Raw genomic sequence first — 24,817 nt, forward strand, 5'->3', positions numbered from 1 at the left:
CCAGATGATCGTCGTCGACGGGGTCAGCCGCGAGTTCCCCGCCGGCGACGGCGTCGTCCACGCCGTTCAGGACGTTTCCTTCACCGCGGCCAAGGGCGAATTCATTGCCGTACGAGGCCGGTCCGGCGCCGGCAAGACGACCCTGCTCAACCTGATCAGCTGCCTCGACCGCCCCACCGCCGGCCGCATCGAGGTCGCCGGCCACGACGTCACCGCCGCCGCCGACAAGGAACGGCTGGAACTGCGCCGCACCACGATCGGCTTCGTGTTCCAGTCGTTCGGCCTCATCCCGATCCTGTCCGCGGCGGAGAACGTGGGCATTCCGATGCGGTTGACCCGGCGCCCGGCCGCCGAACGGGACGATCGGGTCGCCGTCCTGCTGGAGCTGGTCGGTCTCGGCCGGCAGGCGGCGCAGCGGCCGTACGAGCTGTCCGGCGGTCAGCAGCAGCGGGTGGCGGTGGCGCGGGCGCTGGCCAACGATCCACCGCTGCTGATCGCGGACGAGCCGACCGGTCAGCTCGACCCCGACACCGGCCGGTCGATCATGGAGCTCATCCGTGCGGTGGTGGACGTCCGCGGGATGACCGCGCTGGTCGCCACGCACGACGCCGAACTCATCGACCGGGCCGACCGCGTTCTGACCCTGCGCGACGGCCGCGCTACGGGATGGTGAAGCTGAACGTGTACGGCTTCTGGATGGGGACGCTTCCGCCGCCGGTGCTGCTGACGTTGGCGACGGTCGCGGTGTAGGTGCCGCCCGGCAGCGTCTCCGACGGCGTCCAGGTGAGCACGCCCGGGGTGGTCTCGGCGACGGTGCCGGCGATCGGGCCGAAGACGCCGCTCACCACGACCGCGTTCGAGAAGTCCGTGCCGCTGGGCTGGATGTCGCGCTGGAAGTGGACGGTGACCGCGGAGGCGCTGCCGGCGGCGGAGACCACGAGCGGGTCCCGCCAGTACTGGACGGCCAGGTGGAGATCGGACCCGCCGGTGCCCCAGGCCGTGGAGGTGTCGTCGACGACCATGGTCTGGGTGATGCCGCCGTCGACGACCACGTCCCGGTTGTTGGTGCCGGTGATCGTGCCCCAGTCCTCGACCGTCTCCCACGTGCCGCGGGTGTACTTGTACTGGATGTCGGTGCCGTCCAGCACGCTGACGGTCGCCTCCCAGATGCCGTTGCCGCGGTTGGTCATCGCGACCTTGCCGGGGTCCCAGGGCCCCAGCTGGTCGATGTTGCCGGGCACGTAGAGGGTGGCGTCCGGCGGCGTGCCCGGCGGGGCGAGCACCCGGAAGGTGACCGCGACCGGGCGGATGGGCACGGTGAGAGCGGCCGGCACGCCGGTCGCGGTGCCGTCCGGATTGCGGTACGCGACCCGGGCGATCACCGCGGCGGTGCGGGGCGAGGCGCCGGCCGGCGTCACGTCGTAGGTGATGGTGAAGGTCGCCCCCGCCGCGAGCATGTCCCGCGTGGTGCCGGTCCTGGGCTTGACGACCCAGCCGGCGGGCGCCGAGACGCTCGCCGCGACGTCGCGGATCGCGCCCGGTCCGGCGTTGTGGACGGTCGTCACGAGCCGGCTGGTCGCCCCGGACTGCAGCCCGTCGGGCGCCTCGAAGCCGACATCGACGGCCGGCTGCTGGGCGATGGTGAGCGGCTCGCCGTCGTGGGTCACGGTCACCGCCCGCCCGGTCGGCGGGACGGTGACGGTGAGCAGGTGCTTGCCGGCGTCGTACCCGAAATTCGCCCGGCGCCCGCCGACGGTGACCGTGTCCGGCCGGCTCACCCCGGCGAAGGCGACGGTGTAGCCGCGCGCCGCCGACGCACCCGGGTAGGTCCCGGCGGGCACGCCGATGGTCACCGACGAGGTCTGCCCCTCGCGATAGCGGACCGGGATCTGCTGGTACTGCCCCTCCTGGTAGCCCAGACCGTCCCCCGCGTCCTGGTACACCGAGGTCGCGCCGTCCGCGTGCGGGTAGACGGTCAGCGTCAGCCGGTCCTTCGGCTGGTTGGCGACGTTGGCCGTGCCCTGGGCTGAGTTGCTACCGGCGCCTGGTCCGACGGACGGCGCGGAGAACCCGGGCCCCTTCGGGGCCTGGGCGACGATGCCTCCGGCCCGCACGTAGACCGGCATGTGGTCGGGGGTGGCGCCGACGGTACGGGTGGCCGGGCCGCGGAAGGTGGCGCCGGTGAAGAAGTCGGTCCAGACGCCGGGCGGGAACCAGACCGAGGTGGTGGTCGCCAGCCCGGGCGTGGTGACCGGCGCGACCAGCAGCGAGTCGCCCAGCAGGTACTGGGTGTCGTGCCGGTACGCCTCGTTCAGCTCGGGCCACTGCAGGTAGAGCGCTCGGGCCATCGGCAGGCCGGTGTCGTAGCTCTGCCGGGCCGCCGTGTAGAGGTACGGCACCAGCGACTCGCGCAGCCGCAGGAAGTCGGCGGCCGCCCCGCTGACCGCGTCGGAATACTCCCAGGGCAGCCGGTCGCCGTGGTCCGAGTGCAGGCGCAGGATCGGCTGGAACGCGCCGAGCTGCACCCAGCGCAGGTAGAGGTCGTCGGGCAGGTGCTTGCCGGCGAAGCTGCCGATGTCGTGGCTGACGTAGGACTCGCCGATGCTCGCGCCCTCGGCCGGGGTCATCTTCGCCGCGAACGCCAGGGTCGCGAAGTCGGGCCGGGTGTCGCCGGTGAAGTGCACGGTGCTGCGGTGCTCGGCCCACGGCCCGGAGCCGCCCGGCACGGTGTACGCCGGGTAGGACGCGCCGATCCGGGCGAGCGAGAAGCCGCGCCGGCCGAGGGCGTCGCCGTCGCGCCGGTAGAGCTCGTTGACCCAGCTGTCGGCGGTGAGGCCGGGCATGCTGACCCCGCTGTCGTCGCAGCAGTAGTCCAGCCACCACTGCTGCACGCCCTGCGCCTCGAACGGATCGTGCAGCTGCTCGTAGGCGGCTGCCTGGTCGGCGTCGCTCCAATCGAACTTGTACGGGTTGGGTGCGAAGCTGTTGGCGGCCGGGATCAGCTTGTTCTTGGCGCGGGCCTGGGCGGCGGCGAACTGCGGGTCGTCGCCGCTGATCGCCGGGTGCACGTTGAGCGTCGCGTTGATGCCCTTCTTCTTCAGCTCGGCCAGGAACGCCTGCGGGTCGGGGAACAGGCTGCTGTTCCAGTTCCAGCCAGCCCAGGAGTTGGGCGCCTTCCAGTCGGTGTCGACGACCAGGTTGTCGAGCGGCACCCGGTGCTGCTCGAAGGCGGGCAGCAGCTGGTTGCGGTAGTCGCTGGTGCTGTACGGCTGGTACTTCGAGAACCAGGTGCCGAAGGCCCACTCGGGCGGCAGCAGCGAGGGGCCGGTGAGCGTACGCAGGTCGGCGAGCCCGCGGGCGTAGTCGTGGCCGTAGCCGAACAGGTAACCGTCCTGGTAGGCGCCCGTGCGCGCGGGCCGCGGGGCCACCCAGTCGTCGCCGGTGCGCAGCGCGGTCGCGGTGTCGTCCAGCAGGTACCAGCCGCCGCGGTTGAGCATGCCCGGGTGCAGGGTGAGCTGGTCGACCGGGCCGGCCTGGCCGGCGTAGTAGTCGAGCCCGCGATACCAGCCGCCGAGCGAGTCGTTGCGGGCCGGGGTGCCGAAGGCGGGGTGCACGCTGGTGCGCCGGCCGGCGACGGTGAGGTCGAGCGTGGTGTTGGCGGCGGTGACCGGGCCGCTGCCGAGCCGGTAGTGCAGGGTCACCGCGGCGGTGTCGATCCGCAGCTCGCCGTTCAGGGTGGAGGCCCGGAACCAGGTGGGCAGGGGTGAGCGGTCGACGGCGTTGAAGGTGGCACGGTCCTCGAAGGAGTCGTTGGCGGCGTATTCCAGGCGCAGCATGGTCGGGCTGAGGACCTGAACGCGCAGGTGCTCCACCCGTACACTCTGATCCTGGATCCGAGCCGGCAGCGGCGCACCCAGCGCGGCCGACGGGATGGCGACCAGGCCAAGCAGGAACGTCAGCAGCACGGCGACGCGCTTGACCATGACGACCTCCGGTCGGTTGGGCTCCCGTCACACAGTGGAGTCTTCCCCGGGGGGCGGAGTCAATAGCATCGCGTCGATATGAGACGAACGCCCGGGATCATCCGCCGGGCCGTCGGTGACCGATCCCGAAATGTCGGCGTGTACGGTCGGCGACCATGACCACACCAGGGATCGACCTGCCCGACGCGCGCGGACGCACCGGCCTCGACCAGGTCGGCCGGGACTTGACGCGCAACCCGGACGTCGTGATCCGGGACGTGGAGCTGCTCGCCGCCGGGTGGCACGTGCTGCGCCGCACCACGTTCGACTACCGGCACGCCGACGGCCGCTGGACCCGGGAGCAGCGCGAGACGTACGACCGCGGCGACGGCGCCACGATCCTGCTGTACGACCCGGCCCGGCGCACCGTGCTGCTGACCCGGCAGTTCCGCTACCCGGTCTACGTGAACGGCCACCCCGACGGCATGGTCGTCGAGGCCGCCGCCGGCCTGCTGGACGACGACGACCCGGCCGACGCGATCCGCCGGGAGGCCGCCGAGGAGCTGGGCGTCGAGGTGGGCGAGCTGCGGCACGTCTTCGGCGCGTGGATGAGCCCGGGCTCGATCACCGAGCGGCTGCACTTCTACGCCGCGCCCTACTCCCCGGCCTCGCCCATCGCGGCCGGCGGCGGCGTGGCCGAGGAGGGCGAGGACATCGAGGCGGTCGAGCTGGACTTCGACGAGGCCCTCGCCTGGACAGCCGACGGCCGGATCGCCGACGCCAAGACCATCATGCTGCTGCAGTGGGCCGCCCTGCACGGCCCGTTCAAAACGGCAACCTCTCGCTGAGCAAGTATCTCGCCCAGCTAGTATCTTGCTCGGCGAGTATCTCGCTCAGCGAGCGGCTTGTGGCACCCGAAAGGCGTCGGTACGTCAGGGCTCAGGCGTCTCCACCGGCCGCAGCGTCGCCCACCCCTCGTCGCGGGCGCGCGCCGCCGCCAGCAGCCCGCCCACCGCCGCCGCATTGGTGATCTCGCCGCGGAAGACCATCGCGACCGCCTCGTCGAGGTCGACCCAGCTCACCTCGAGGTCGGCCTCCTCGTCGGTGCGCTCGTGCCGCTCCCCGTCCGGCACCGGCGTCAGGTCGCGGGCGAGGAACAGCCGGATGATCTCGTCGGTGAACCCGGGTGACGTGTGCAGGTCGATCAGCAGGTCGTAGCGGCCGGCGACCAGATCCGCCTCCTCCGCCAGCTCCCGGGCCGCCCCCGCGACCAGGCCCTCCCCGTCGACGTCGCGCAGCCCGGCCGGCAGCTCCCACAGGTACGCGCCGACCGCGTGCCGGTACTGCTTGATCAGCACCACCCGGTCCACGTCGTCGATCGCGACCACGCCCACCGCGCCCTTGGCCGCCACCACGTCCCGGCTGACCGTGCCGCCGCTGGACATGGTGACCCGGTCGGTGTGGACGGTGAAGATCGCGCCGCGGAACCGGTCGTCCCGGGACAGCGTCTCGTGCGCGAATGCCGTCACGACGGGTCCACGACGACGGGCAGCTCGTCCGCCGCCGCGTACTGGACCGCGGCCTTGATCAGGCCGTCGAAGAGCGGGTGCGGCCGGGTCGGGCGGCTCTTGAGCTCCGGGTGCGCCTGGGTCGCCACGAAGTACGGGTGGGTCGCGCGGTCCAGCTCGATGAACTCGACCAGCCGCCCGTCCGGGGAGGTGCCGGAGAAGACCAGCCCGGCCTGGGCCAGCTTCTCCCGGTAGTCGTTGTTCACCTCGTACCGGTGCCGGTGCCGCTCGGAGATCTCGGTGGCGCCCTCATAAACCTCGGAGACGACGGAGCCCGCGGCGAGCACCGCCGGGTAGGCACCGAGCCGCATCGTGCCGCCCAGGTCGCCCTTGCCGGCCACGATGTCCTCCTGGTCGGCCATCGTCGAGATCACCGGGTACGGCGCCCGCTCGTCGAACTCCAGCGAGTTCGCGCCGGCCAGCCCGGCCAGGTTGCGCGCGGCGTCGATGGTCATGCACTGCAGGCCGAGGCAGATGCCCAGGATCGGCAGCTGGTTCTCCCGGGCGTACCGGGAAGTATTGATCTTGCCTTCGATGCCGCGGACGCCGAACCCGCCCGGAATGACGATGCCGTCCACGCCCTTCAGCGCGGCGGCCGCGCCCGCCGTGGTCTCGCAGTCGTCGCTGGGCACCCAGCGGAGCTGGATCTTGACATTGTTCGCGAAGCCGGCGGCGCGGATGGCCTCGCTCACCGACAGGTACGCGTCCGGGAGGTCGACGTACTTGCCGACCAGCGCGATCGTGATGGTGCGCTTCGGGTGGTGCACCCGGTGCAGCAGATCGTCCCAGGTGGACCAGTCGACATCACGGAACGAAAGACCAAGCCGCCGTACGACGTACGCGTCTAGCCCCTCGCGGTGCAGCACCTTGGGGATGTCGTAGATGCTCGGCGCGTCCGGGCAGGCGATCACGGCCTCGCGATCGACGTCGCAGTACAGCGCCAGCTTGTGCTTGAGCTTCTCCGGGATCTCCCGGTCGCTGCGGCAGATCAGCGCGTCCGGCTGGATACCGATGTTGCGCAGCGCGGCGACCGAGTGCTGGGTCGGCTTGGTCTTCAGCTCGCCGGAGGGCGCCAGGTACGGCACCAGCGACACGTGCAGGTAGAACACGTGGTCGCGGCCGACCTCGTGGCGGACCTGCCGGATCGCCTCCAGGAACGGCAGCGACTCCATGTCGCCGACCGTGCCGCCGACCTCGGTGATCACCACGTCCGGCACCCGGCCCGACTCGTCCGGGTCGGCCATCGCGAAGATCCGGCTCTTGATCTCGTTGGTGATGTGCGGGATGACCTGCACGGTGTCGCCCAGGTACTCGCCGCGGCGCTCGCGGGCGATCACCGTCGAGTAGACCTGCCCGGTGGTCACGTTCGCCTTGCCGGACAGCGACCGGTCGAGGAACCGCTCGTAGTGGCCGACGTCGAGGTCGGTCTCGGCGCCGTCCTCGGTGACGAAGACCTCACCGTGCTGGAACGGGTTCATCGTGCCGGGATCGACGTTGAGATAGGGGTCGAGCTTCTGCATGACGACCCGCAGTCCGCGCGCGGTCAGAAGGTTGCCGAGGCTCGAGGCGGTGAGGCCCTTGCCCAGCGAGGAGGCGACGCCCCCGGTGACGAAGATGTGCCGCGTGTCGCGCACTGATGAGGCCAACGCCCGCTCCCGTGGGTTGTCTGTGGTCGGACATGCAGACCGGGGCTCGAGGCCCCATCCACGGGAGTCCACCGTAACACCTGAGAATGCGCGCGCACGTTCGGGCTGGTCGCGACGCGTGTCAGCTACTCAAAAGATGATCTTGCCCGGATTTGCGCAGCAACGGCCCGCCCGGTCCGTCCGTTTCGCCCTCCGGGCGGGTGCGGTCGGCCGCGTGCAGCAGCACCCGCAGCGTGACCAGCACCGCGGTCGGCACGGCCGCGGCGGCGGCGGCCCCGGCCACGGTCAGCGCCGACCCGCCGAGCACCCCGGCGATCATCGCGGTCACGGTGACGCCGGCGCCGGCCGCGCGCACCGCCGGGTGCAGGCCGAACAGGCGGTTCAGCCCGCCCCACGGGGAGAACTGGCAGAAGGCCAGCATCACCCCGCCGACCACCGCCAGGATCGTCAGCGGGCTGGCCAGCAGGGTCTCACCGTTGCTGGCGGCGACCCGCTGCAGGGCCGGGCCGGCGCTGCCGTCGCCGAGCGCGGACAGGAACCGGCCGAGGCTGCCCTGCTCCAGCTCGGGGCGGCGCAGGTCGACCGCCGCGAAGCTGACGGTCACCGCCAGCCCGGCGAAGGCGGCCCAGGCGAACCGGGTGAAGGTCAGCCAGCCGCCGGTGCTCATCGCGGCGGCCACGCACACCCCGGCGGTGACCGCGATCGCGCCGATCGGGTCGGCGCCGAGGTAGGGGCTGCCGACCATCACCACGCCGAGCCCGCCGAGCAGCACGAAGATCAGCGGCCGGTACGCCCGGGCCACCCCCTGGGCCCCGCACCCGGCCAGCAACAGCAGCCCGGCCACGAACACGCCCAGGCCCACCCCGCCGACCCCGGCGTACCGGGCGCCGTTGATCGCCGAATAGCCGGCCACGCCGTTCAGCTGCAGCTGCGCGCCGGTCAGCAGGTCGGCGCCGACCACCACCGCGCCGCAGGCGGCCACCGCGGCCATCGGCCACAGCGTGCGCCGGTAGCGCGGCGCGAGCCGGACCGCGGCGGTGCCGAGCACCACCAGGGCGCCGGTGACCAGCCCGAAGATCCACGCCGGGTGGTCGGCGCGCCACCACGGCGACGCGTCGGCCAGCAGCGCGGCCGGAATGGTCAGCGCGGCCGCGATCAGCGCCAGCTCGACCGCCTCGACCACCCGCGACGACGGCAGCGCCGGCCCCTTCGGCCCGCTGTGCCGGCGCGCCCGCACCATCACCGGTACGAGCAGCGCGAACAGCACGAACTGGATGATCGCCAGCACGGTGAAGAAGATGCCGGCGACGCCACGCTGGGCGCCGGCCCGCCCGTCGGCGTTGTGCGAGCCCTGCACCGCGTCGGCGAGGTTGGCCGGCTTGTCCGGCGAGACGGTGGCCGAGCGGCCGGCGAAGAGCTTCTCCGGCGAGTCCTTGCCCAGCGCGGTGAGGATGGTCGGGGCGAGGTCGATCAGCTGCAGGTAGCCGTCGCGGCCGGTGCCGGCCGAGGTGAGCCAGCCGCCGTCCCAGCCCGGCCCCTCGGCGATCGCCACGTGCAGCCGGGAGGTGCGGTCGGTGTCCGAGACCCCCGCCACCAGCAGCAGCGACCGGTCGGGACGGGCCGCGACGATCCGGGCCAGGGCGGCGTCGGCCTGTTCGACCTGGGCCGCGCGGTCCGGGCCGGAGCCGGTGATCGTGCCGAGATCGACGAAGCTGAGCACGCAGTCCGAGAGCAGGCTGCGCGGGTCGGTGGGCAACTCGGCCTGGTACTTGTCGACCCGGCCGAACGGGCGGGCCGCCGCGATCGCGGCACCTGGGCCCACCGCGACCGTGCACCGGACCGATTCGGCCAGCGCGCCGGGCACCGCCCCGTACGGCAAACGGTCTTGATTCTCCTGAACGATGTTGCGCTGGTTGGCGATGTTCGCGCCGATCGCGTCCGGCTGGTCGAGGTCGGGCGCCGGCGCGTCGCAGCGACCGGCGCTCTCGACCCGCGGATACGCCGCGTAGTTGCCGGCGCCGAGCGTGACCCAGCCGTCCGCCGGGCAGGTGACCCGCTGCGCCGAGCGCACCGACAGCCAGCCGATCGAGCCCTTGCTCGCCTCCTGCCAGAGCGTCGGGGTGCGCTGCGGGTCGAGGTCGTCCCAGCGCAGCCCGGCCGCGCCGGCCACGATGACGTAGTCGACCGTGCTCTGCGGCGCGCCGGTGGCCGGCCGCACCGCCAGGCCGGCGAGACTGGCCGCGACGGCCAGCAGGACCAGCGCGTACGGAACCCAGATCCGCCGGCTCATACCCGGGCCGTGACCTCGGCGTAGACGGCCCGCACGGCCGCCACGGTGTCTTCCTCGGTGGGCCAGGTCGCCGCTTGTGCCGGCCCGCGCGCCGCGTAGTCGGCCCGCATCGCCGGATCGGCCAGCAGCCGGCGCACCGCCTCGTCCAGCGCGTCCACATCGCCCGGCGGGATCAGCACCGCCGCGTCGCCGACCAGCCCCGGCACCCCGCCGACGGCGGTGGCGACCAGCGGCGTCCCCGCGGTCAGCGCCTCCTGCGCGAACAACTGCCGGGCCTCCCAGTCGCTGGTGACCACCGCGAGATCGGCCCCGCCGAGCAGGTCGGGCACGTCCGAGCGGCGGCCGAGCAGGTGGAACGGCGCGTGCCGCTCGGAGGAGCGCTGGGCCAGGGACATGTAGCTGGGCCCGGAGCCGGCCACCACGACGACCGGTGCCGGGGTCAGCGCGCGCCACCGGGCGGACGCGTCGATCAGCAGGTCGTAGCGCTTCTGCGGGTGCAGCCGGCCGACCGAGAGGATCAGCGGCGCGCCGGGCGCGAGCCGGAACTCGGCCCGCACCGCCGCCCGGGACCGCTTGGGCGGGGCCAGCCGGGGCGCGGCGACCGCGCCGAGCCGGGCGTCCCGGGCGCCGAGCGCCTTGGCCCGGGCGACCAGGTCGTCGGAGGCGCCGAGGGTGATCGTGGCGGTACGCGCGACGATCCGCTCGACCAGCGCCGAGGCCTGCCCGCGCAGGCCCTTGGCGAGCACCGAGTTGTGCCAGGTGACGATCAGCGGCACGCCGGGGCGGGCCAGCCCGGCGACCAGCCCGGCGCGCAGCCCGTGCGCGTGCACCACGTCGATCGGGCGGGTGGTCAGGGCGGCGCGCAGCGCGCGGATCACGCCGGCGTCCTGGGTGCCCGGGTTGGCCGGGATCTCTACCGGGAGGAAGGCGGCGCCCCCCGCGGCGAAGCCGAACAGCTCGTCGGCGGCGGCCGGCCCGCAGACCAGCACGTCGCAACCGACCGCACGCAGGCCGCGAGCCAGCGAGGCGACATGCTGCCCGATCCCGCCGGTGCTCGAGGCGAGCACGAGAGCCACCGAGCCGCGCCATCCGTTCTCCACGGACCAACCACTCCTTAGCTTCGTCGCCGGCGGATCCGGGCCGCCAGGGCGGAAACGTCCCGTCGATCGAGCGCGTACGCCACCGCCCCGAACACGGCCAGCACGGCGAGCCCGCCCAGCATGCCCTGCGCCAGGCTGCCCGCGACGCCGGGGCCCGCACCGACCAGGTGTCCGATTCCGGTCACCACGGCGTACCCGGCGGCCGCGGCCGTCCCCGCGGCAACGATACCGACGGTGGTGGTGCGGCCCAGCCCGGCCAGCGCCGCCGAGCCCGCGTGCCGGCGGACGGCGAGCACGAGCAGCGCCCCGATCACGGTCATGCCGGCCGCGTTGGCGAGGCCGAGCCCGAGGACCTGGCGCTGGTGGGGCAGGGCGGCGAAGGCGAGCGCGGTCAGCGCGGCGACCACCCAGCCGGCCGCGGTGGAGGCGGCCGCGGCCCGGGTGGCGCCCCGCGCGTACAGGGCCCGGGACAGCAGCGCGAACAGCGCGTAGCCGAACAGGCCGGGCGCGAAGCCGGCGATCCCGGGGGCGGCCTTGCCCGCGTTGATCAGATTGGCGGCCGGTCCGGCGAGCGCCGCGAGGGCCGCGGCGCCCAGGCCGGCGGCGAGGGTCACGGTCCGTGCGCTGGCCGAGAGCGAGGTGGCGTACGCCTCCTCGTCGCCCCGGGCGGCGGCGGCCGACAACGACGGGTAGACCGCGGTGGCCAGCGGCACCGCGAGCACCGCCCACGGCAGCAGGAAGATGGTCTGCGCGGTGACGTACAGCGTGTACCCGCTGTCGGTGAGCAGCGCGATGGCGACGATCGCGATCAACTGCTGGGAGCCGACGGTCACCCCGCCGGCCCAGCCCAGCCGGGCCGCCTGCCGCCCCTCCCCGCCCGGGAAGCGCAGCGTGGGCCGCAGCCGCAGGCGCAGCTTCCGCAGCGGGATGAGCAGGCACAGCGCGAGCACGACCACGCCGAGCGTGGTGCCGACCGACAGGGTGAGCTCGCCGGTGCGGGTGAGGCCGGCGAAGTCGGTCTCCGCGCCGTCGACCACCGTGTACGTGAGGTACGCGGCCATCACCGTGACGCTGGACAGCAGCGGCGCGATCACCGGCCAGGCGAACCGATGATGGGCCTGCAGGACGCCGGTGAGCACGATCCCGATCCCGTACAGCGGCAACTGCGGGGCGAAGATGTGCAGCATGCTGGCGGCGGTCGCCTGGTGCGCGGCCGGCACGTGCGGCAGCAGGCCGGCGATCGGCCCGGACAGCAGGCCGACCAGCAGCGCGATCGGCACGAGCAGCACCAGCACCCAGGTGAGCAGCGCGGAGGTGACCGCGTTGACCCGCTCCCGGTCGCCGGCCGCGACGTGCCCGGCCAGCAGTGGGACCACGAGGCTGGCCAGGGCGCCGCCGGCGACCAGTTCGAAGACGATGTTCGGGATGGTGTTGGCGGCGTTGTAGATGTCGGCCAGGTTGTGCTTGCCGACGGTGTGCAGGAAGACGAAGGTGCGGGCGAACCCGGCGATCCGGGCGATCACCGTGAGCACGGTGATGAGCGCCGCGGCCCCGGCGACCTTGCGTGCGGTCGTGGCCGTCACGCCGGACGGCGGCCCAGCTCGTCGAGCCTCCGCAGCCACGGCGTGTCCTGGATGACCTTGGTGTAACTGACCTTCTCGCTCGCGGCGGTGAGCGCCCCCAACGCCGCAAACGCAACAAGACGCCCGAATGGCCCGGTTCTCGACGCGAGCGCCACGCCGAGCAGCGCCCCCATCGCGTTCGCCCCCGCGTCGCCCACCATGATCTCTTCGCCGAGATCCTCGGGCAGCAAGGCGGCCGCCGCGCCCACCGGACCCGCGGCACCGACCGGCACACCTATGGCGACTCCGGCTTTGAGCGCGCGCCCGGGCCGCAAGTCGAGGAGGTTGACGAAATTCGCCATCCCGGCAATCACCCCGGCGCCCAGGAGCACGTCGGCCGATCGTCCTAGGAGGCTAGTTCGTTTGCTTCCGATCGCCGCGGAGGCCGCCAGCCCCGCCGCCCCCACTCCGGCAATCTTGACGAACCCGCTGGTTACCCGGCCCTCGCGCAGCGCGCCCAGGTGCCCGGCGAAACCCTTTATGCCCGAGTCCCCCGACATATCGTCATAAAGGCCGACCGAACCGGCCGCGACGCCGGCCACCGCTGAGGCCGTGGCGACCCGAAGCGAAGGCGCACCGGCCACCGCCCCCGCCGTGGCCCCGAGCGCCAGCGCCGGCCCGCCGGCCAGCGACACCGTACGGCCGTGGAAATTCTTCCGCTCCAGCATCCCGGCCCGCTCGTCGCGGCGGATCCACCCGAGCGCGGCACGGGCGACGGACGCGCCGACGCCGAACGACCTGAGGACAGCCATGGCTGGAAAGTCTAGGACGCGGCCTTCGGCACGAGCGACGACGCCCCGGCGCCGAGACCGTACTGGCCGACCTTGTTCTGCACCATCCGCTCGGCGGTGACCACCGCGGTCGCCACCTGGCCCTGCGCGGTGCTCGCGTTGTCCACCGTGGAGATGTCCGTGACCAGCTTCGGGTCGCCCCGCACGGCCGAGATCAGGTTACCGTCGCCGACCGAGACCCCGGCCACCACCAGCGGCTTGTTCTTGCCGAACTGGGTCGCCATGGTCACCGCGGACTGGTTCTTCTTGGCCGCGTCCTTGTCGGTCGGCGGCTCGCCCGAAATGATCACGGTGCCCTCCGCGCCACCCACCGCGTTGTCGCCGACGGCCAGATAACCCTGCTTCGTGTACGCCGTGAGCAGGGCCGCGACATCGTCCGCGCTGGCCTGCGTCGAGCCGGCCCGCTGCAGCAGCCCGAGCGCCAACTGGGCGCTGGCGGTCTCGACCCCGTCGGAGTTCATCGGCAGCCCCTCCCCCTGGATGGTCGGCTGCGACGACTGACCGGCGAGGTCCAGCAACTCGTACGTGTTGTTGGGGTCGAAGAACTTGTCCTGCACGGTGATCTTCGCGGTGACCGTGGCGCCCGCGATCTTGAGCATCCCGATCACCCCGTCGGCGTAGTCCGACGTGTTCGGCAGCGCCACCACCAGGATCTTGCGCCCGGCCAGCTGGTTGTTCAGGTACGCCGGGGCGATCTGGGTGGCGAAGTCCTGGTTCTTGTTCAGCTCGTCGCGGTACTGGTTGATCTGGTCGCGCTTGTTGCTGTTGTCCTTGCTCAGCGCGCTGATCTGGCTCTTGAGGCTGTCGGCCACCGGCCCGTTGAGCGCCGCCGTACCCACGACCAGGCCGATGGCCAGGGCCAGGAAGACCGCGGTGAGCGACACCACGTGGTACCGGAAGTTGATCACAGCGAATGCCTCGGAGACGTCTAGAAGAGGTGGCCCAGCTGGAAGACCAGATTGTCCCACCACTCGGAAACCACGGTGAGGTACGCCTTACCGATGGTGGAGACCGCCACCGCCGAGGCCATCGCGGCGACCGCGGAGAGCACGAGCAGCAGCAGCGCCGAGCCGGAGATGTTCTGCCGGTAGAGCCGGCTCACCCCCTTGGCGTCGACCAGCTTGCCGCCCACCTTGAGCCGGGTGAGGAAGGTCGAGGCCATGCCGCCGCGGCCCTTGTCCAGGAACTCGACCAGGTTGGCGTGCGTGCCGACGGCGACGATCAGCGTCGCGCCCTTCTCGTCGGCCAGCAGCATCGCCAGGTCTTCGCTGGTGGCGGCGGCCGGGAAGGTCAGCGCCGGCACGTCCAGCTTGGCGACCCGCTCGAGGCCGGGGGCCCGGCCGTCCGGGTACGCGTGGACCACCACCTCCGCGCCGCAGCGCAGCACGTCGTCGGTGACCGAGTCCATGTCCCCGATGATCATGTCGGGGGTGTAACCGTTCTCGACCAGCGCGTCGGCGCCGCCGTCCACGCCGATCAGCACCGGCTTGTACTCGTGGATGTACGGACGCAGGACGTCCAGGTCGTCCTTGTAGTCGTAGCCGCGCACCACGATCAGCACGTGCCGGCCGGCGATCTTCGTACGCACCTCGGGCACGCCGACGCCGTCGAGCAGCAGGTCGCGTTCCTGCTTGAGGTAGTCCATCGTGTTCGCGGCGAACGCCTCGAGCTGCACCGACAGGCCCTCGCGCGCGTCCGCCATCGACGCGGCCACGGTGTCGGCGTCCTGCCGGACCCCGCTGGCGACCGGCTCGCCGGCCAGCAGCACGGTGTCGTTCTCGATGGTGACCAGGTCACCCTCGTGCAGCCGCTCGAACACCTCCTCGCCGAGGTCGTCGACGAGCAGCACGCCGTTCTTGATCAGCACCTCGGGGCCGAGGTTCGGATACCGGCCGGAGATCGAAGGCTTGGCGTTGAGCACGGCGGCCACCCCGGCCGCGACCAGCGCGTCGGCCGCGACCCGGTCGATGTCGACGTGGTCGATCACGGCGATGTCGCCCGGGCGGAGCCGGCCGGTGAGCCGCTTGGTACGGCGGTCGAGGCGCGCGGTGCCGGTCACCGCCTCGGGATCGAGGCTCCGGGCACGACGCAAGGTGGGAAGTCGCATCCCGGCCATCCTGACATGCCGGATCACACGCCTGGCACGCGACATGCGCAGTCTCACCCACAAATGGGGCAAATGTCGCCCCGGTCAGTCCCTCCCAACATCATGCCACCTCAGCCTCTTTTCTCCCGCCCCGCCACCGCCAGCAGCTCCTCGGCGTGCGCGATGCCCAAATCGGAATCGGGCAAACCGGCCAGCATCCGGGACAGCTCGCGGGCCCGCTCGGTCTCCTCCACGATCCGCACCCCGCTCGTGGTGATCGCGCCGCCGGTGTCCTTGGCGACCACCAGGTGCCGGTCGGCGAACGCGGCCACCTGCGGCAGGTGCGTGACCACCAGCACCTGATGGGTACGCGCGAGCCGGGCCAGCCGCCGCCCGATCTCGACCGCGGCCTGCCCGCCGACGCCCGCGTCGACCTCGTCGAAGACCAGCGTGGGCGGCCCGCCGGCGCCGGCGAAGACCACCTCGATCGCCAGCATCACCCGGGACAGCTCGCCGCCGGACGCGCCCTTCTGCAGCGGCAGCGACGGCGCGCCCGGGTGGGCCACCAGCCGCAGCTCCACCTCGTCGGCGCCGTCCGGCCCCAAGGCCTGGTCACCGGCCCGCGGGACCACGGCAACCTCCACCTTCGCATGCGGCATCGCCAGCCCGGCCAGCTCGACGCTGACCGCCTCGGAGAAGCGGCCGGCCGCCTCGACCCGGGCCGCGGTGAGCCGCTGGGCGAGCTCGCCGACCTGGGCCTCCAGCCGCTGGCGCTCCTTGTCGAGCTCCTCCAGCAGCTCGTCGGAGGTGTCCAGGGCGGCCAGCCGGGTGCGGGCGTTGTCGGCCCAGGCGATCACGCCCTCGACGTCGTCCGCGTACTTGCGGGTCAGCGTGCGCAGCTCGGCGCGACGCTCGTAGATCTGCTCGAGCCGGGCCGGGTCGGCATCCAGCGCGCTCAGGTACGCCGACAGCTCGGCGGCCACGTCGCCGACCAGGGTGGCCGCCTCCTCCAGCCGGGCGGCCAGGTCGGACAGCGACTGGTCGACCGAGGCCTGCGCCGCCAGCGTGCGCCGGGCGGTGCCGAGCAGCTGGGTGGCGTCGGGCGTGTCGTCGGCGGCCTCGACCCCGCTGGCCAGGGCCTGCGCGGCCGTGGCGGCGGCGATCCGCAGTCCCTCGGCGTGCTCCAGCCGCTGCGCCTCGGCGCGCAGCTCGTCGTCCTCGCCCGGCTGCGGGTCGACCCGGGTGATCTCGTCGAGCCCGAGCTTGAGCAGGTCGGCCTCCTGCGAGCGGGCGCGGGCGTTGCGCCGCCGGTCGGCCAGGTCGTCCACCACCGCGCGCCAGCGGGTGAACGCCTCGCGATACGTCTCCAGCAGCTTCTCGTGCTCGGGGCCGGCGAACCGGTCGAGCGCGCCGCGCTGCTCGGCCGGGCGCAGCAGCCGCAGCTGGTCGGACTGGCCGTGCACGGCCAGCACCTGCTCGCCGACCTCGGCCAGCATCGCGACCGGCATGCTGCGGCCGCCGACGTGCGCACGGGACCGGCCCTCGATCGTCACCGTGCGGCTGAGCAGGATCGAGCCGTCGTCGTCGACCTCGGCGCCGGCCTCGGTGATGCGGGTCTGCACCGAATCGGCCAGCGCGCCGCGCAGGCGCAGCCGGCCCTCGACGACGGCGCGGCCCGGGTCGGCGCGCACCCGCCCGGCGTCGGCCCGGCCGCCGAACAGCAGGCCCAGGCCGGTCACGACCATGGTCTTACCCGCACCGGTCTCACCGGTGATGACGTTCATACCGCCCGTCAGCTTCAGCGTCGTGTCGTCGATGACGCCGAGACCGGTGATTCGCAACTCCTCCAGCACACGGCAGACAGTAACGGTACCCACCGACAATCGCCCACCGCGGATCCCACGATCAGCGTCGATTACCGCGCCATCCTTCAACGGGAAGAGCGAACTTCGCCACGAGGACATCGGTGAACGGCCTCGGCGCCAGCCGCACGACCCGGACCGGCAACTCGCCGCGCTCGACGGTGACCTTCGCGCCCGGCGGCAGGTCCCACGTGCGCCGCCCGTCGCAGCAGAGCACGGCGAACGACGTGTACGGGTCGACCGTCACCACGAACGACGAGGTCGGCGCCGTCACCAGCGGCTTGGAGAACAGGGCATGCGCGCTGATCGGCACCAGCAGCAGCGCCTCCACCTCGGGCCAGACCACCGGGCCGCCGGCCGAGAACGCGTACGCCGTCGACCCGGTCGGGGTCGCGCACACCACGCCGTCGCAGCCGTACCGGGCCAGCGGCCGGCCGTCCACGTCGACCAGCAGCTCGAGCATCTGCGCCCGCTGGCCTTTCTCGACGCTCACCTCGTTCAGCGCCCACGACTCGGCGATCACCCGGCCGCCGTACTCGGCCCGCACGTCGAGCGTCAGCCGCTCGTCCACCTTGTACGTGCCGTCGACGATCTCCTTGACCGCGGCGTCGATGTCGTCGATCTCCGCCTCGGCCAGGAAGCCGACCTTGCCCAGGTTGATCCCGAGCAGCGGCGCCTTCACCGGGCGGGCCAGCTCGGCGGCCCGCAGGAACGTGCCGTCCCCGCCGAGCGCCAGCACGATCTCCGCGCCCTCGGCCGCCTCCGGCCCGGTCACCGGCGTGACCTCGGCGGGCAGGTCGAGATCGGCCACCTCCTCGGCGACCACCCGCACCTCGAAACCCGCGGCGAGCAGGTCACGGGCGACGGCCCGGGCATGTTGGGCGCTCTGACGGCGGCCGGTGTGAGTGACCAGCAGTGCCGACCGCATCATTCGTCCTCCAGAAAGACATCCGGCGCGCCAGAAGCTACCTCCCCGGACGGCCCCGCGGCGACCACTTTGTCGATCTCCATGCGATCGGCCGGTGGGGCGTCCCGGCGGAACCGGACGAAGAACTCGACGTTCCCGCTCGGCCCCGGCAGCGGGCTCGCGGTCACGCCGGCCACGCCCAGCCCCAGCTCGGCGGCGGTCGCGGCGACCTCCAGCACGGCCTCGGCGCGCAACCGCCAGTCGCGCACCACGCCGCCCGCGCCCACCCGTTCCTTACCCACTTCGAATTGCGGTTTCACCATCAGCGCGAGATCGCCGTCCGGCACGGTGCAGGCGGCCAGCGCGGGCAGCACCAGCCGCAGCGAGATGAAGGACAGATCCGCCACGGTCAGCTCGACCGGGCCGCCGATCGCCTCGGGCGTGAGCGTGCGGACGTTGGTGCGTTCAAAAACCACAACCCTTTCGTCCGTACGGATCGGCCACGCCAGTTGTCCGTACCCGACGTCGACCGCGACCACCTGGCGTGCCCCGGCGCGCAGCAACACGTCGGTGAAACCCCCGGTGGAGGCCCCGGCGTCGAGGCAGCGCCGCCCCTCGACGGTCAGGTCCTTGAACGCGGCGAGCGCCCCGGCCAGCTTGTGGCCCCCGCGCGAGACGTACTCGGTCGCCGGATCCGCCCCGGTCACCAGCACCGGGTCGGCCGGGTCGACCATCGCGGCGACCTTGCGGGCCACGACCCCGCGCACCTGCACCCGGCCGGCCTCGACCAGCTGGGCCGCCTGCTCCCGGGAGCGGGCCAGCTTCCGGCGCACCAACTCGGCGTCGAGCCGGGCACGACGAGCCATCCGCTCAGCCCTCGATGCTCGAGAGGGTCTCCTGGAGCACCTGGTACGCGGCCTCGTACGCGGCGATCTGCTCACCGGGCGCCAGCCGGCTGGCGTTGGCGAGCGAGCGCAGCGCGGCGTCCACCGCCGGATGCCCGGTCGTCTCCACGATCCGCCGCTCGCCGGGAGCGGGCTCCGCGGCGTACGGCTGCGTCGGGGTTTGGGGTTGTACGGGCGGGGGCGCCGACCGGAACCCACCGCCGGGCGGCGGTCCGGGCCGGAACGGAAACGTCATGGGATCAGGCCTCCGGCTCGGTCCTGGGCTCGGGCGTCGGCGCGACCTTCTTGACCGCCTTCTTGGCCACCGCCTTGGTCGCGGGCGCCTTCTTGGCGGGCGCCTTCTTCGCGGCTGTCTTCTTCGCGGGTGCGGGCGCGGGCGTGGACTCGCCGGCCAGCTCGGCCAGCGCCGCCGCCTCCGCCGGGGGAAGCGCCTCGGCTACCGGCTCGGTGAGCGGCGGAAGCTCCGCCTCGGCCGCCTCCGTCACCGGCGCGGCCTTCTTCACCGCCTTCTTCGCCACGGCCTTCTTGGCGCCGGCCTTCTTCGCGACCGCCGTCTTGGCGACCGAAGAGACCGGGGTGGTGCCCGCGGCCGGCATCGCGTTCGGGGTGGCCTTGACGGCCTTCTTCGCCACCGCCTTCTTGGCGACCTTCTTCGGCGCCGGGGCCGGCCGCTCGAGCCGGGTCCCGCCGACGGCCGCCGCGCCGTCCGGCGTCGCCGAACCCTGCGCCGCCTGCAGCTCCTTCTCCAGCTCCCGTACGCGCGCGGTCAGCTCGGTGACCTCCTCCGCGGTGGCCAGGCCGACCGCGCCGAGCGCCTTGTCCACCTCGTAGCGCACGATGTTGGTCAGCGCCTCCCGGTTGGCCATGCCGGCGGTCATCAGGTCCTCGACCAGCCCCTGCAGCTGCGCGGCCGTGGCCCCGCCCCGGTTGACGAGGTCGCCCACCGCCTTCTGGGCACGTTTACGGGTGGTCTCGGTCAATCCCAGCGCCATCTCCAGATACGCCCGCCATGCGTCCGGCATGTTCCGCTCCTCTCGGGCTCGCGTCGGGTGTCACGCTACCGGGCGGTTCGCGTGGGAACTGAGGTACCGTGCGCTACCGTCGGCGGTGTCGCGGGGGAAGGGGTGTCGAATGGCCACGGTGGAGGAATGCCGTACGGCTTTGCAGGGCCTGGCGGCCGAGCTCGACGCGCATGCCGACACGCGGGGCAAGCTCGACTTCGAGCGTACGCTCGCCTGCCGGGTCCCCGATCTCGGTGCCGCCTTCCACGGTCGCCTGAGCGGTGGCCGCCTGCTGGACATCGCGGACGGCGACGACCCGCAGGCCAAGATCGCGCTGACCGCCAAGAGCGACGACCTGGTGGCCCTGCTGACTGGGAAACTCGACGTGACCAAGGCACTCGCCGCCCGCCAGATCAGCGTGCAGGCGAACCCGTTCGACCTGCTCAAACTGCGGAAGCTACTGTAAGGCCCCGATTCGCGGCAGGGCCCACCCCTCGGCCAACCGGGAGGGGTACACGTTGATGCCGCCGCCGAAGAAGTCGCAGAACTTCATGATCAGCGGATCCCAGCGCAGCGGGTCGACGTAAGCCGTCCCCGGGATGAGGTATTCCTCCTCGACGTGCGCCCGCAGCACCCGCACCTCGTAACCGTGCGCGCTGACCTCCGGCCCGCCGAACGGCGTCGCCCTGGTCACCGTGCACTCCAGCTGGATCGGGCACTCCTGAGCCCGCGGCGGCGCGACCAGATCCGACTCCTGCGCGGTGAGCCCGGCCAGCGCGAACTTGTCGGCCACGTGCCGGTAACCCTGCGCCAGCTTGTAGCCGGTGATCTCGCTCTTGCCGGTGGTCAGCGCGATCCGGTCGACCGCGTCGACCATCGCCGACGACGGCAGGTTGAGCACGCACTCGCCGTGCCGCTGCAGGTTGGCCGCCGTCTGGCTGTTGTCGCCCATGCCGAGCATCGCGGACTGGCCGAGCCACCACGCGGACGACATCGGCGCGAGGTTCGCGGTGCCGTCCGGGTTGAGCGTGCTGACCAGCACGACCGGCGTGCCGAAGTAGAGAACCTTGAGTCCGGGTACCAGATGCATGCCTCAATGCTGGCCGTTCACGGGCCTCGAGGCTGGCGGGAATCGGACCTCTCGATCAGGTTCCGGCGCTCGTCAGGTCCCGGCGCTCGTCAGGTTCCAGCGCTCGTCAGGTCCCGGCGCTCGTCAGGTTCCAGCGCTCGTCAGGTCCCGGCGCTCGTCAGGTTCCAGCGCTCGTCAGGTTCCAGCGCTCGTCAGGTTCCAGCGCTCGAACAGCGCCCCAGCCGGCGCGGAACCCGCGGTCAGCGCCGACGTCGGCACGCCGTTCCAGGTCACGTTGCACAGCAGACGCAGCGCGACGACCGGGTCGCCGTCCCCGTCCAGCGTCGCGTGGTCACTATCCCGGGTGACCCGCCACCCGCCGGCCGCGGACTCGTCCAGCGGCAGCCGTGCGTCGTCGGCCGCCCGGAACAGCCCGCCCAGGTCGGCCGTCACATAGGTCGGCCGACGCTCGGCCGGAGCCGCCAGCAGATCGGCCGGCCCGCTGACCCCGGTCAGCACCAGCAGGCAGTCCATGCCCGCACCGACCGCGCCCTGGATGTCGGTGTCCAGCCGGTCCCCCACTGCCAGCGGCCGCCGCGCCCCCGACAGCGAGGCAGCGGTCGTGAACAGCGCCGGCTCCGGCTTGCCCACCACCAGATCGGGCTCCCGGTCGAGGGCGGTACGCAGCACCGCCACCAGCGACCCGTTCCCCGGCAGCGGCCCGCGCGGACTCGGCAGCGTCCGATCGGTGTTGGTCGCCACCCACATCGCCCCGGCCCGCACCGCCAGCGCCGCCTCGGCCAGGATCCGCCAGCCGACATCCGGCCCATACCCCTGCACCACGGCCGCGGGCTTGTCCTCGGCGGTCGACACCGGCGTCAACCCGGCGTCCCGAACCTCGGCCCGCAACGCCTCGGCCCCGACAACCAGCACCGGTGCCCCGGCCGGCAGCCGCCGCGCGAGAACCGCGGCCGCCGCCCCTGCCGAGTTGAGCACCTCATCGGCCTTGGCCGGCACACCCATCCCGGTCAGCAGAGCGGCGACGTCCCCCGCCCGCCGCGACGCGTTGTTGGTCGCATAGGCGACGTGAACCCCGTCCCCGCGCAGCCGCTCGATCGCCTCGGCGGCGCCCGGGATCGGCTTGTCGATCAGGTAGACGACCCCGTCCAGGTCAAAGATGACCAGGTCATAGCCGCCCACCAGCTCGTCGCCCACGCCGCCGCCTCTCGCTGCTCGTCCGGGTCAGGCCTTCTTCTCCGTCGGGCCGGCCGCCGTCTCGGCCGGGCCGGCCGCGGGCTCGGTCGGGCCGGCCGCGGGCTCGTCGCCCTGGCCGTCCGCGCCGGCCTGCTTGTCCGACTCGGTGTCGACGTCGGCCTCGAAGCCGGACCCCTCGTCGTCGACGATGTCGTCCTCGGCCTCGGTCTTGGCCTTGGCGTCGACCTCGTCCAGCTCCTCGTCATCGTCGTCGAGGTCGTCGTCCTCGGGCAGGCCGTCGCCGCGGGCCGAGAGCTCGTCGTCGTCCTCGTCCTCGAGGCCGTCGTCCTCGAAGTCGTCCTCGTCGTCGTCGAAGTCCTCGTCGTCCTCGGCGCGGGCCTCGGCCTCGTCGTCGAAGTCCTCGTCCTCGTCGTCCTCGTCGAAGTCCTCGCCGTCCTCGGCGCGGTTCTCGGCGTCCTCGCCGTCGTCGGCGCGGTTCTCGGCGTCCTCGGCGTCGTCGTCCAGGTCGACGGCGCGGTCGTCGTCGTCCTCGTCCTCGTCCTCGTCCTCGTCGCCCTCGATCGTGATGCCGTCGAGTTCGAGCAGGCGCTCGGTGGCGTCGGTCAGCTGCTCCTCGTCGACGGCCGCGGCCCGGGAGAACCACTCGCGAGCCTCCTCGCGCCGGTCGGCGGCGAGCAGTGCGTCGGCGTAGGCGTACCGCAGCCGGGCCGCCCAGTCGGCGTCGTCGTCCGTGGTCAGCTCGCGGACCTGCAGCATCGCCACGGCCGCGTCGTGCTGGCCCAGGTCGCCACGGGCTCCGGCCGCCACGATCAGCAACTCGATCGCGCTCGACTTGTCCAGCTTCTCGATGTCAGCGCCGCGGTACAGGTCGATCGCCCGCTCGGGGTGACCCTGCGCCCGCTCGCTGTCGGCGATCTCGGCCAGGTGCGTCTGACTGCCGGTCATCCGGTGGTAGGCGCGCAGGTCGGCGATCGCCGTGCTCCAGTCCCCCGCCGCGTACGCCGCGAGGCCGACGGCCTCCCGCACGACCGCGATCCGGGACGCGAGCCGGCGCGCCGCCTTCGCGTGCTCCAGTGCGAGCTCGGCATCCTCGTCGATGATCTGGCCGGCCGCCACGAGGTGCCGGGCGACCTTGTCGGCGACGTCCCGGCTCAGCGACAGCAGCTCGGCACGCACCTCCTGGTCGAGGTCGGCCGCGACGATCTCCTCGGGAATCTCCGGCGCCTGGGGCGTCAGCGCCCGCTCGTCGCCATCCCGAGCCTCATCGCGCTCCCGGTCGTCCCGGAACCCACGCCGCTCCTCGCCCCGATCCTGGTCGCTGCGGAACCCGCGCCGCTCCTGGTCACCCCGGAACCCACCCCGGTCCCCACCACGATCGTCCCGGAACCCACCCCGGTCCCCACCACGATCGTCCCGGAACCCACCCCGGTCGCCGCCCCGGTCGTCCCGGAACCCACCGCGGTCGCCGCCCCGGTCATCGCGGAACCCACCCCGGTCGCCACCGCGGAAGCCCCCACGGTCGTCCCGGAACCCGCCACGGTCACCCTGCGGCCGATCGCCGCGGTAGCCACCCCGGTCGCCGCCACCCTGGTAGCCGCCCCGGTCCCGGTCGCCACCACGGAACCCGCCGCGGTCACCCTGCGGACGATCCGAACGGTATCCGCCCCGGTCACCCTGCGGACGGTCCGACCGGAACCCACCGCGGTCGCCCTGCGGCCGGTCACCGAAGGACCGTTCCCGGTCACCCCCGCGATACCCACGCCACCCTGGTAGCCGCCCCGGTCCCGGTCACCGCCCCGGAAGCCGCCCCGGTCGCCCTGCGGCCGGTCGCCGCCACGGAAGCCGCCCCGGTCGCCCTGCGGCCGGTCGCCACCACGGAACCCGCCCCGGTCACCCTGCGGACGGTCCGACCGGAACCCACCGCGGTCGCCCTGCGGCCGGTCACCGAAGGACCGTTCCCGGTCACCCCCGCGATACCCAGATCCCGGTCCCCGCCGCGATAGCCACCACGGTCCCCGCCGCCCTGGTAACCACCACGGTCCCGGTCGCCACCACGGAACCCGCCGCGGTCGCCACCCGACGGACGGTCGCCACCCGACGGACGGTCCGAGCGGTACCCGCCACGGTCCCCGCCCGACGGACGGTCCGAGCGATACCCACCGCGGTCGCCACCCGACGGGCGATCCGAGCGGTACCCGCCCCGGTCGCCACCGCCCTGGTAACCACCACGGTCCCGGTCGCCACCTCGGTAGCCGCCACCCTGCGGGCGGTCGCCGCCACGGAACCCGCCGCGGTCGCCGCCACCCTGGTAGCCGCCGCGGTCCCGGTCGCCGCCGCGGTATCCACCGCGGTCACCACCCCGGTCGCGGTCGCCGCCACCCTGGTAGCCGCCGCGGTCCCGGTCGCCGCCGCGGTACCCTCCGCGGTCACCGCCGCGGTAGCCGGGCCGGTCGCCACGGTCGCCGGAGGATCGTCCGCCGCGCGCGTGCGAGTCGCCATCCCGACCACGGCCGGCGGGACGCTCGTCGTCGCGGTTGCTGGAGCCGCCGTCGTGCGGTCCTGTAGTCACGGATCAATCCTTCCGATACGGCGGCCCTGTTCTCGGGGGCTTCGCCTCAACACTCAAAGTTACTAGGGGCCGGACGCACAAACGCAGACGAGGGCCGACCCCGTCCGGGGTGGCCCTCGTCTGTCACGTTGAGTCCGGCGGCGTCCTACTCTCCCACACCCTCCCGAGTGCAGTACCATCGGCGCTGGAGGGCTTAGCTTCCGGGTTCGGAATGAGACCGGGCG

22 protein-coding genes and 1 rRNA gene are annotated in these 24,817 nt (G+C 73.0%); 4 read left to right on the forward strand and 19 right to left on the reverse strand.

Going from position 1 to position 24,817, the window contains the following annotated elements; genetic code table 11:
* The first annotated feature begins 4 nt into the window (after positions 1 to 4).
* Entirely contained in the window at positions 5 to 673 is a 669-nt protein-coding gene (locus IH26_RS0138565; protein ID WP_084599452.1) for an ABC transporter ATP-binding protein, read from the forward strand.
* Here IH26_RS0138565 and IH26_RS0138570 read toward each other — a convergent pair.
* Positions 660 to 3,983 carry a TIM-barrel domain-containing protein gene (locus tag IH26_RS0138570; RefSeq protein ID WP_030441238.1) on the reverse strand — a complete coding sequence of 1,108 codons (3,324 nt, stop codon included), beginning with the start codon at positions 3,981 to 3,983 and terminating at the stop codon, positions 660 to 662. The two genes, IH26_RS0138565 and IH26_RS0138570, sit on opposite strands and share 14 nt — an antisense overlap.
* A gap of 155 nt (positions 3,984 to 4,138) precedes the next feature.
* On the opposite strand from IH26_RS0138570, the gene IH26_RS0138575 reads away from it, so the two are divergent.
* Complete coding sequence (locus tag IH26_RS0138575; protein WP_030441239.1) at positions 4,139 to 4,810, forward strand: NUDIX domain-containing protein; 672 nt, start codon at positions 4,139 to 4,141, stop codon at positions 4,808 to 4,810.
* A gap of 84 nt (positions 4,811 to 4,894) precedes the next feature.
* Here IH26_RS0138575 and IH26_RS0138580 read toward each other — a convergent pair whose 3' ends face one another.
* The 13 genes from IH26_RS0138580 to IH26_RS54495 form a co-directional block, all read right to left on the reverse strand.
* The gene (locus IH26_RS0138580; protein ID WP_030441240.1) at positions 4,895 to 5,491 is read right to left on the reverse strand and encodes an NUDIX domain-containing protein; all 597 of its coding nucleotides are present in this window, start codon (positions 5,489 to 5,491) and stop codon (positions 4,895 to 4,897) included.
* Positions 5,488 to 7,176, reverse strand: coding sequence for a CTP synthase (locus IH26_RS0138585; protein ID WP_030441241.1), 1,689 nt, complete (start codon positions 7,174 to 7,176; stop codon positions 5,488 to 5,490). The genes IH26_RS0138580 and IH26_RS0138585 overlap by 4 nt, the downstream gene beginning before the upstream one ends.
* Positions 7,177 to 7,297: 121 nt before the next feature.
* Positions 7,298 to 9,466: an alkaline phosphatase family protein gene (locus IH26_RS0138590; protein WP_030441242.1), complete on the reverse strand. Its 2,169-nt coding sequence runs from the start codon at positions 9,464 to 9,466 to the stop codon at positions 7,298 to 7,300.
* On the reverse strand, positions 9,463 to 10,566 hold the full coding sequence (locus IH26_RS0138595; RefSeq protein ID WP_030441243.1) for a glycosyltransferase family 4 protein: 1,104 nt from the start codon (positions 10,564 to 10,566) through the stop codon (positions 9,463 to 9,465). Before IH26_RS0138595 ends, IH26_RS0138590 begins: the two co-directional genes overlap by 4 nt.
* Before the next feature lie 14 nt (positions 10,567 to 10,580).
* Positions 10,581 to 12,149: a murein biosynthesis integral membrane protein MurJ gene (gene murJ / locus IH26_RS0138600; RefSeq protein ID WP_030441244.1), complete on the reverse strand. Its 1,569-nt coding sequence runs from the start codon at positions 12,147 to 12,149 to the stop codon at positions 10,581 to 10,583.
* On the reverse strand, positions 12,146 to 12,940 hold the full coding sequence (locus IH26_RS0138605) for a hypothetical protein (protein ID WP_030441245.1): 795 nt from the start codon (positions 12,938 to 12,940) through the stop codon (positions 12,146 to 12,148). Before IH26_RS0138605 ends, murJ begins: the two co-directional genes overlap by 4 nt.
* 11 nt (positions 12,941 to 12,951) lie before the next feature.
* Positions 12,952 to 13,887, reverse strand: coding sequence for a copper transporter (locus tag IH26_RS0138610; protein WP_030441246.1), 936 nt, complete (start codon positions 13,885 to 13,887; stop codon positions 12,952 to 12,954).
* 20 nt (positions 13,888 to 13,907) lie between these two features.
* Entirely contained in the window at positions 13,908 to 15,086 is a 1,179-nt protein-coding gene (gene steA / locus IH26_RS0138615; RefSeq protein ID WP_030441247.1) for a putative cytokinetic ring protein SteA, read from the reverse strand.
* Positions 15,087 to 15,196: 110 nt separating this feature from the next.
* Positions 15,197 to 16,918 (reverse strand): DNA repair protein RecN, encoded by a 1,722-nt coding sequence (recN, locus tag IH26_RS0138620; protein ID WP_030441248.1) that lies wholly within the window; start codon positions 16,916 to 16,918, stop codon positions 15,197 to 15,199.
* Positions 16,919 to 16,970: 52 nt separating this feature from the next.
* The gene (locus tag IH26_RS0138625) at positions 16,971 to 17,858 is read right to left on the reverse strand and encodes an NAD kinase (protein ID WP_030441249.1); all 888 of its coding nucleotides are present in this window, start codon (positions 17,856 to 17,858) and stop codon (positions 16,971 to 16,973) included.
* Entirely contained in the window at positions 17,855 to 18,700 is an 846-nt protein-coding gene (locus tag IH26_RS0138630) for a TlyA family RNA methyltransferase (RefSeq protein WP_030441250.1), read from the reverse strand. Before IH26_RS0138630 ends, IH26_RS0138625 begins: the two co-directional genes overlap by 4 nt.
* A 4-nt stretch (positions 18,701 to 18,704) precedes the next feature.
* Positions 18,705 to 18,974: a hypothetical protein gene (locus tag IH26_RS0138635; RefSeq protein ID WP_030441251.1), complete on the reverse strand. Its 270-nt coding sequence runs from the start codon at positions 18,972 to 18,974 to the stop codon at positions 18,705 to 18,707.
* A 4-nt stretch (positions 18,975 to 18,978) separates the two neighbouring features.
* Complete coding sequence (locus IH26_RS54495; RefSeq protein WP_063763800.1) at positions 18,979 to 19,761, reverse strand: phasin family protein; 783 nt, start codon at positions 19,759 to 19,761, stop codon at positions 18,979 to 18,981.
* Positions 19,762 to 19,870: 109 nt separating this feature from the next.
* Here IH26_RS54495 and IH26_RS0138645 point away from each other — a divergent pair, with 109 nt between their 5' ends.
* Complete coding sequence (locus IH26_RS0138645) at positions 19,871 to 20,206, forward strand: alkyl sulfatase C-terminal domain-containing protein (protein WP_030441253.1); 336 nt, start codon at positions 19,871 to 19,873, stop codon at positions 20,204 to 20,206.
* Here the strand turns inward: IH26_RS0138645 and IH26_RS0138650 are convergent.
* The 3 genes from IH26_RS0138650 to IH26_RS54500 form a co-directional block, all read right to left on the reverse strand.
* Positions 20,198 to 20,830 carry a flavin reductase family protein gene (locus IH26_RS0138650; protein ID WP_030441254.1) on the reverse strand — a complete coding sequence of 211 codons (633 nt, stop codon included), beginning with the start codon at positions 20,828 to 20,830 and terminating at the stop codon, positions 20,198 to 20,200. The genes IH26_RS0138645 and IH26_RS0138650 overlap by 9 nt on opposite strands.
* A 174-nt stretch (positions 20,831 to 21,004) precedes the next feature.
* Positions 21,005 to 22,024 carry an HAD-IIA family hydrolase gene (locus tag IH26_RS0138655; protein ID WP_030441255.1) on the reverse strand — a complete coding sequence of 340 codons (1,020 nt, stop codon included), beginning with the start codon at positions 22,022 to 22,024 and terminating at the stop codon, positions 21,005 to 21,007.
* Positions 22,025 to 22,051: 27 nt separating this feature from the next.
* Complete coding sequence (locus tag IH26_RS54500) at positions 22,052 to 23,200, reverse strand: hypothetical protein (protein ID WP_084599448.1); 1,149 nt, start codon at positions 23,198 to 23,200, stop codon at positions 22,052 to 22,054.
* On the opposite strand from IH26_RS54500, the gene IH26_RS64095 reads away from it, so the two are divergent.
* Positions 23,144 to 23,797 carry a hypothetical protein gene (locus tag IH26_RS64095; protein WP_030441257.1) on the forward strand — a complete coding sequence of 218 codons (654 nt, stop codon included), beginning with the start codon at positions 23,144 to 23,146 and terminating at the stop codon, positions 23,795 to 23,797. The genes IH26_RS54500 and IH26_RS64095 overlap by 57 nt on opposite strands.
* Positions 23,798 to 23,986: 189 nt before the next feature.
* On the opposite strand, the gene IH26_RS60345 is transcribed toward IH26_RS64095, so the two are convergent.
* Complete coding sequence (locus tag IH26_RS60345; RefSeq protein ID WP_157437587.1) at positions 23,987 to 24,523, reverse strand: hypothetical protein; 537 nt, start codon at positions 24,521 to 24,523, stop codon at positions 23,987 to 23,989.
* Between the two features lie 202 nt (positions 24,524 to 24,725).
* Positions 24,726 to 24,817 (reverse strand): 5S ribosomal RNA (rrf, locus tag IH26_RS56495); the annotation flags it as partial.

The organism is Actinoplanes subtropicus (genome assembly GCF_000721705.1).
GTDB lineage: Bacteria > Actinomycetota > Actinomycetes > Mycobacteriales > Micromonosporaceae > Actinoplanes > Actinoplanes subtropicus.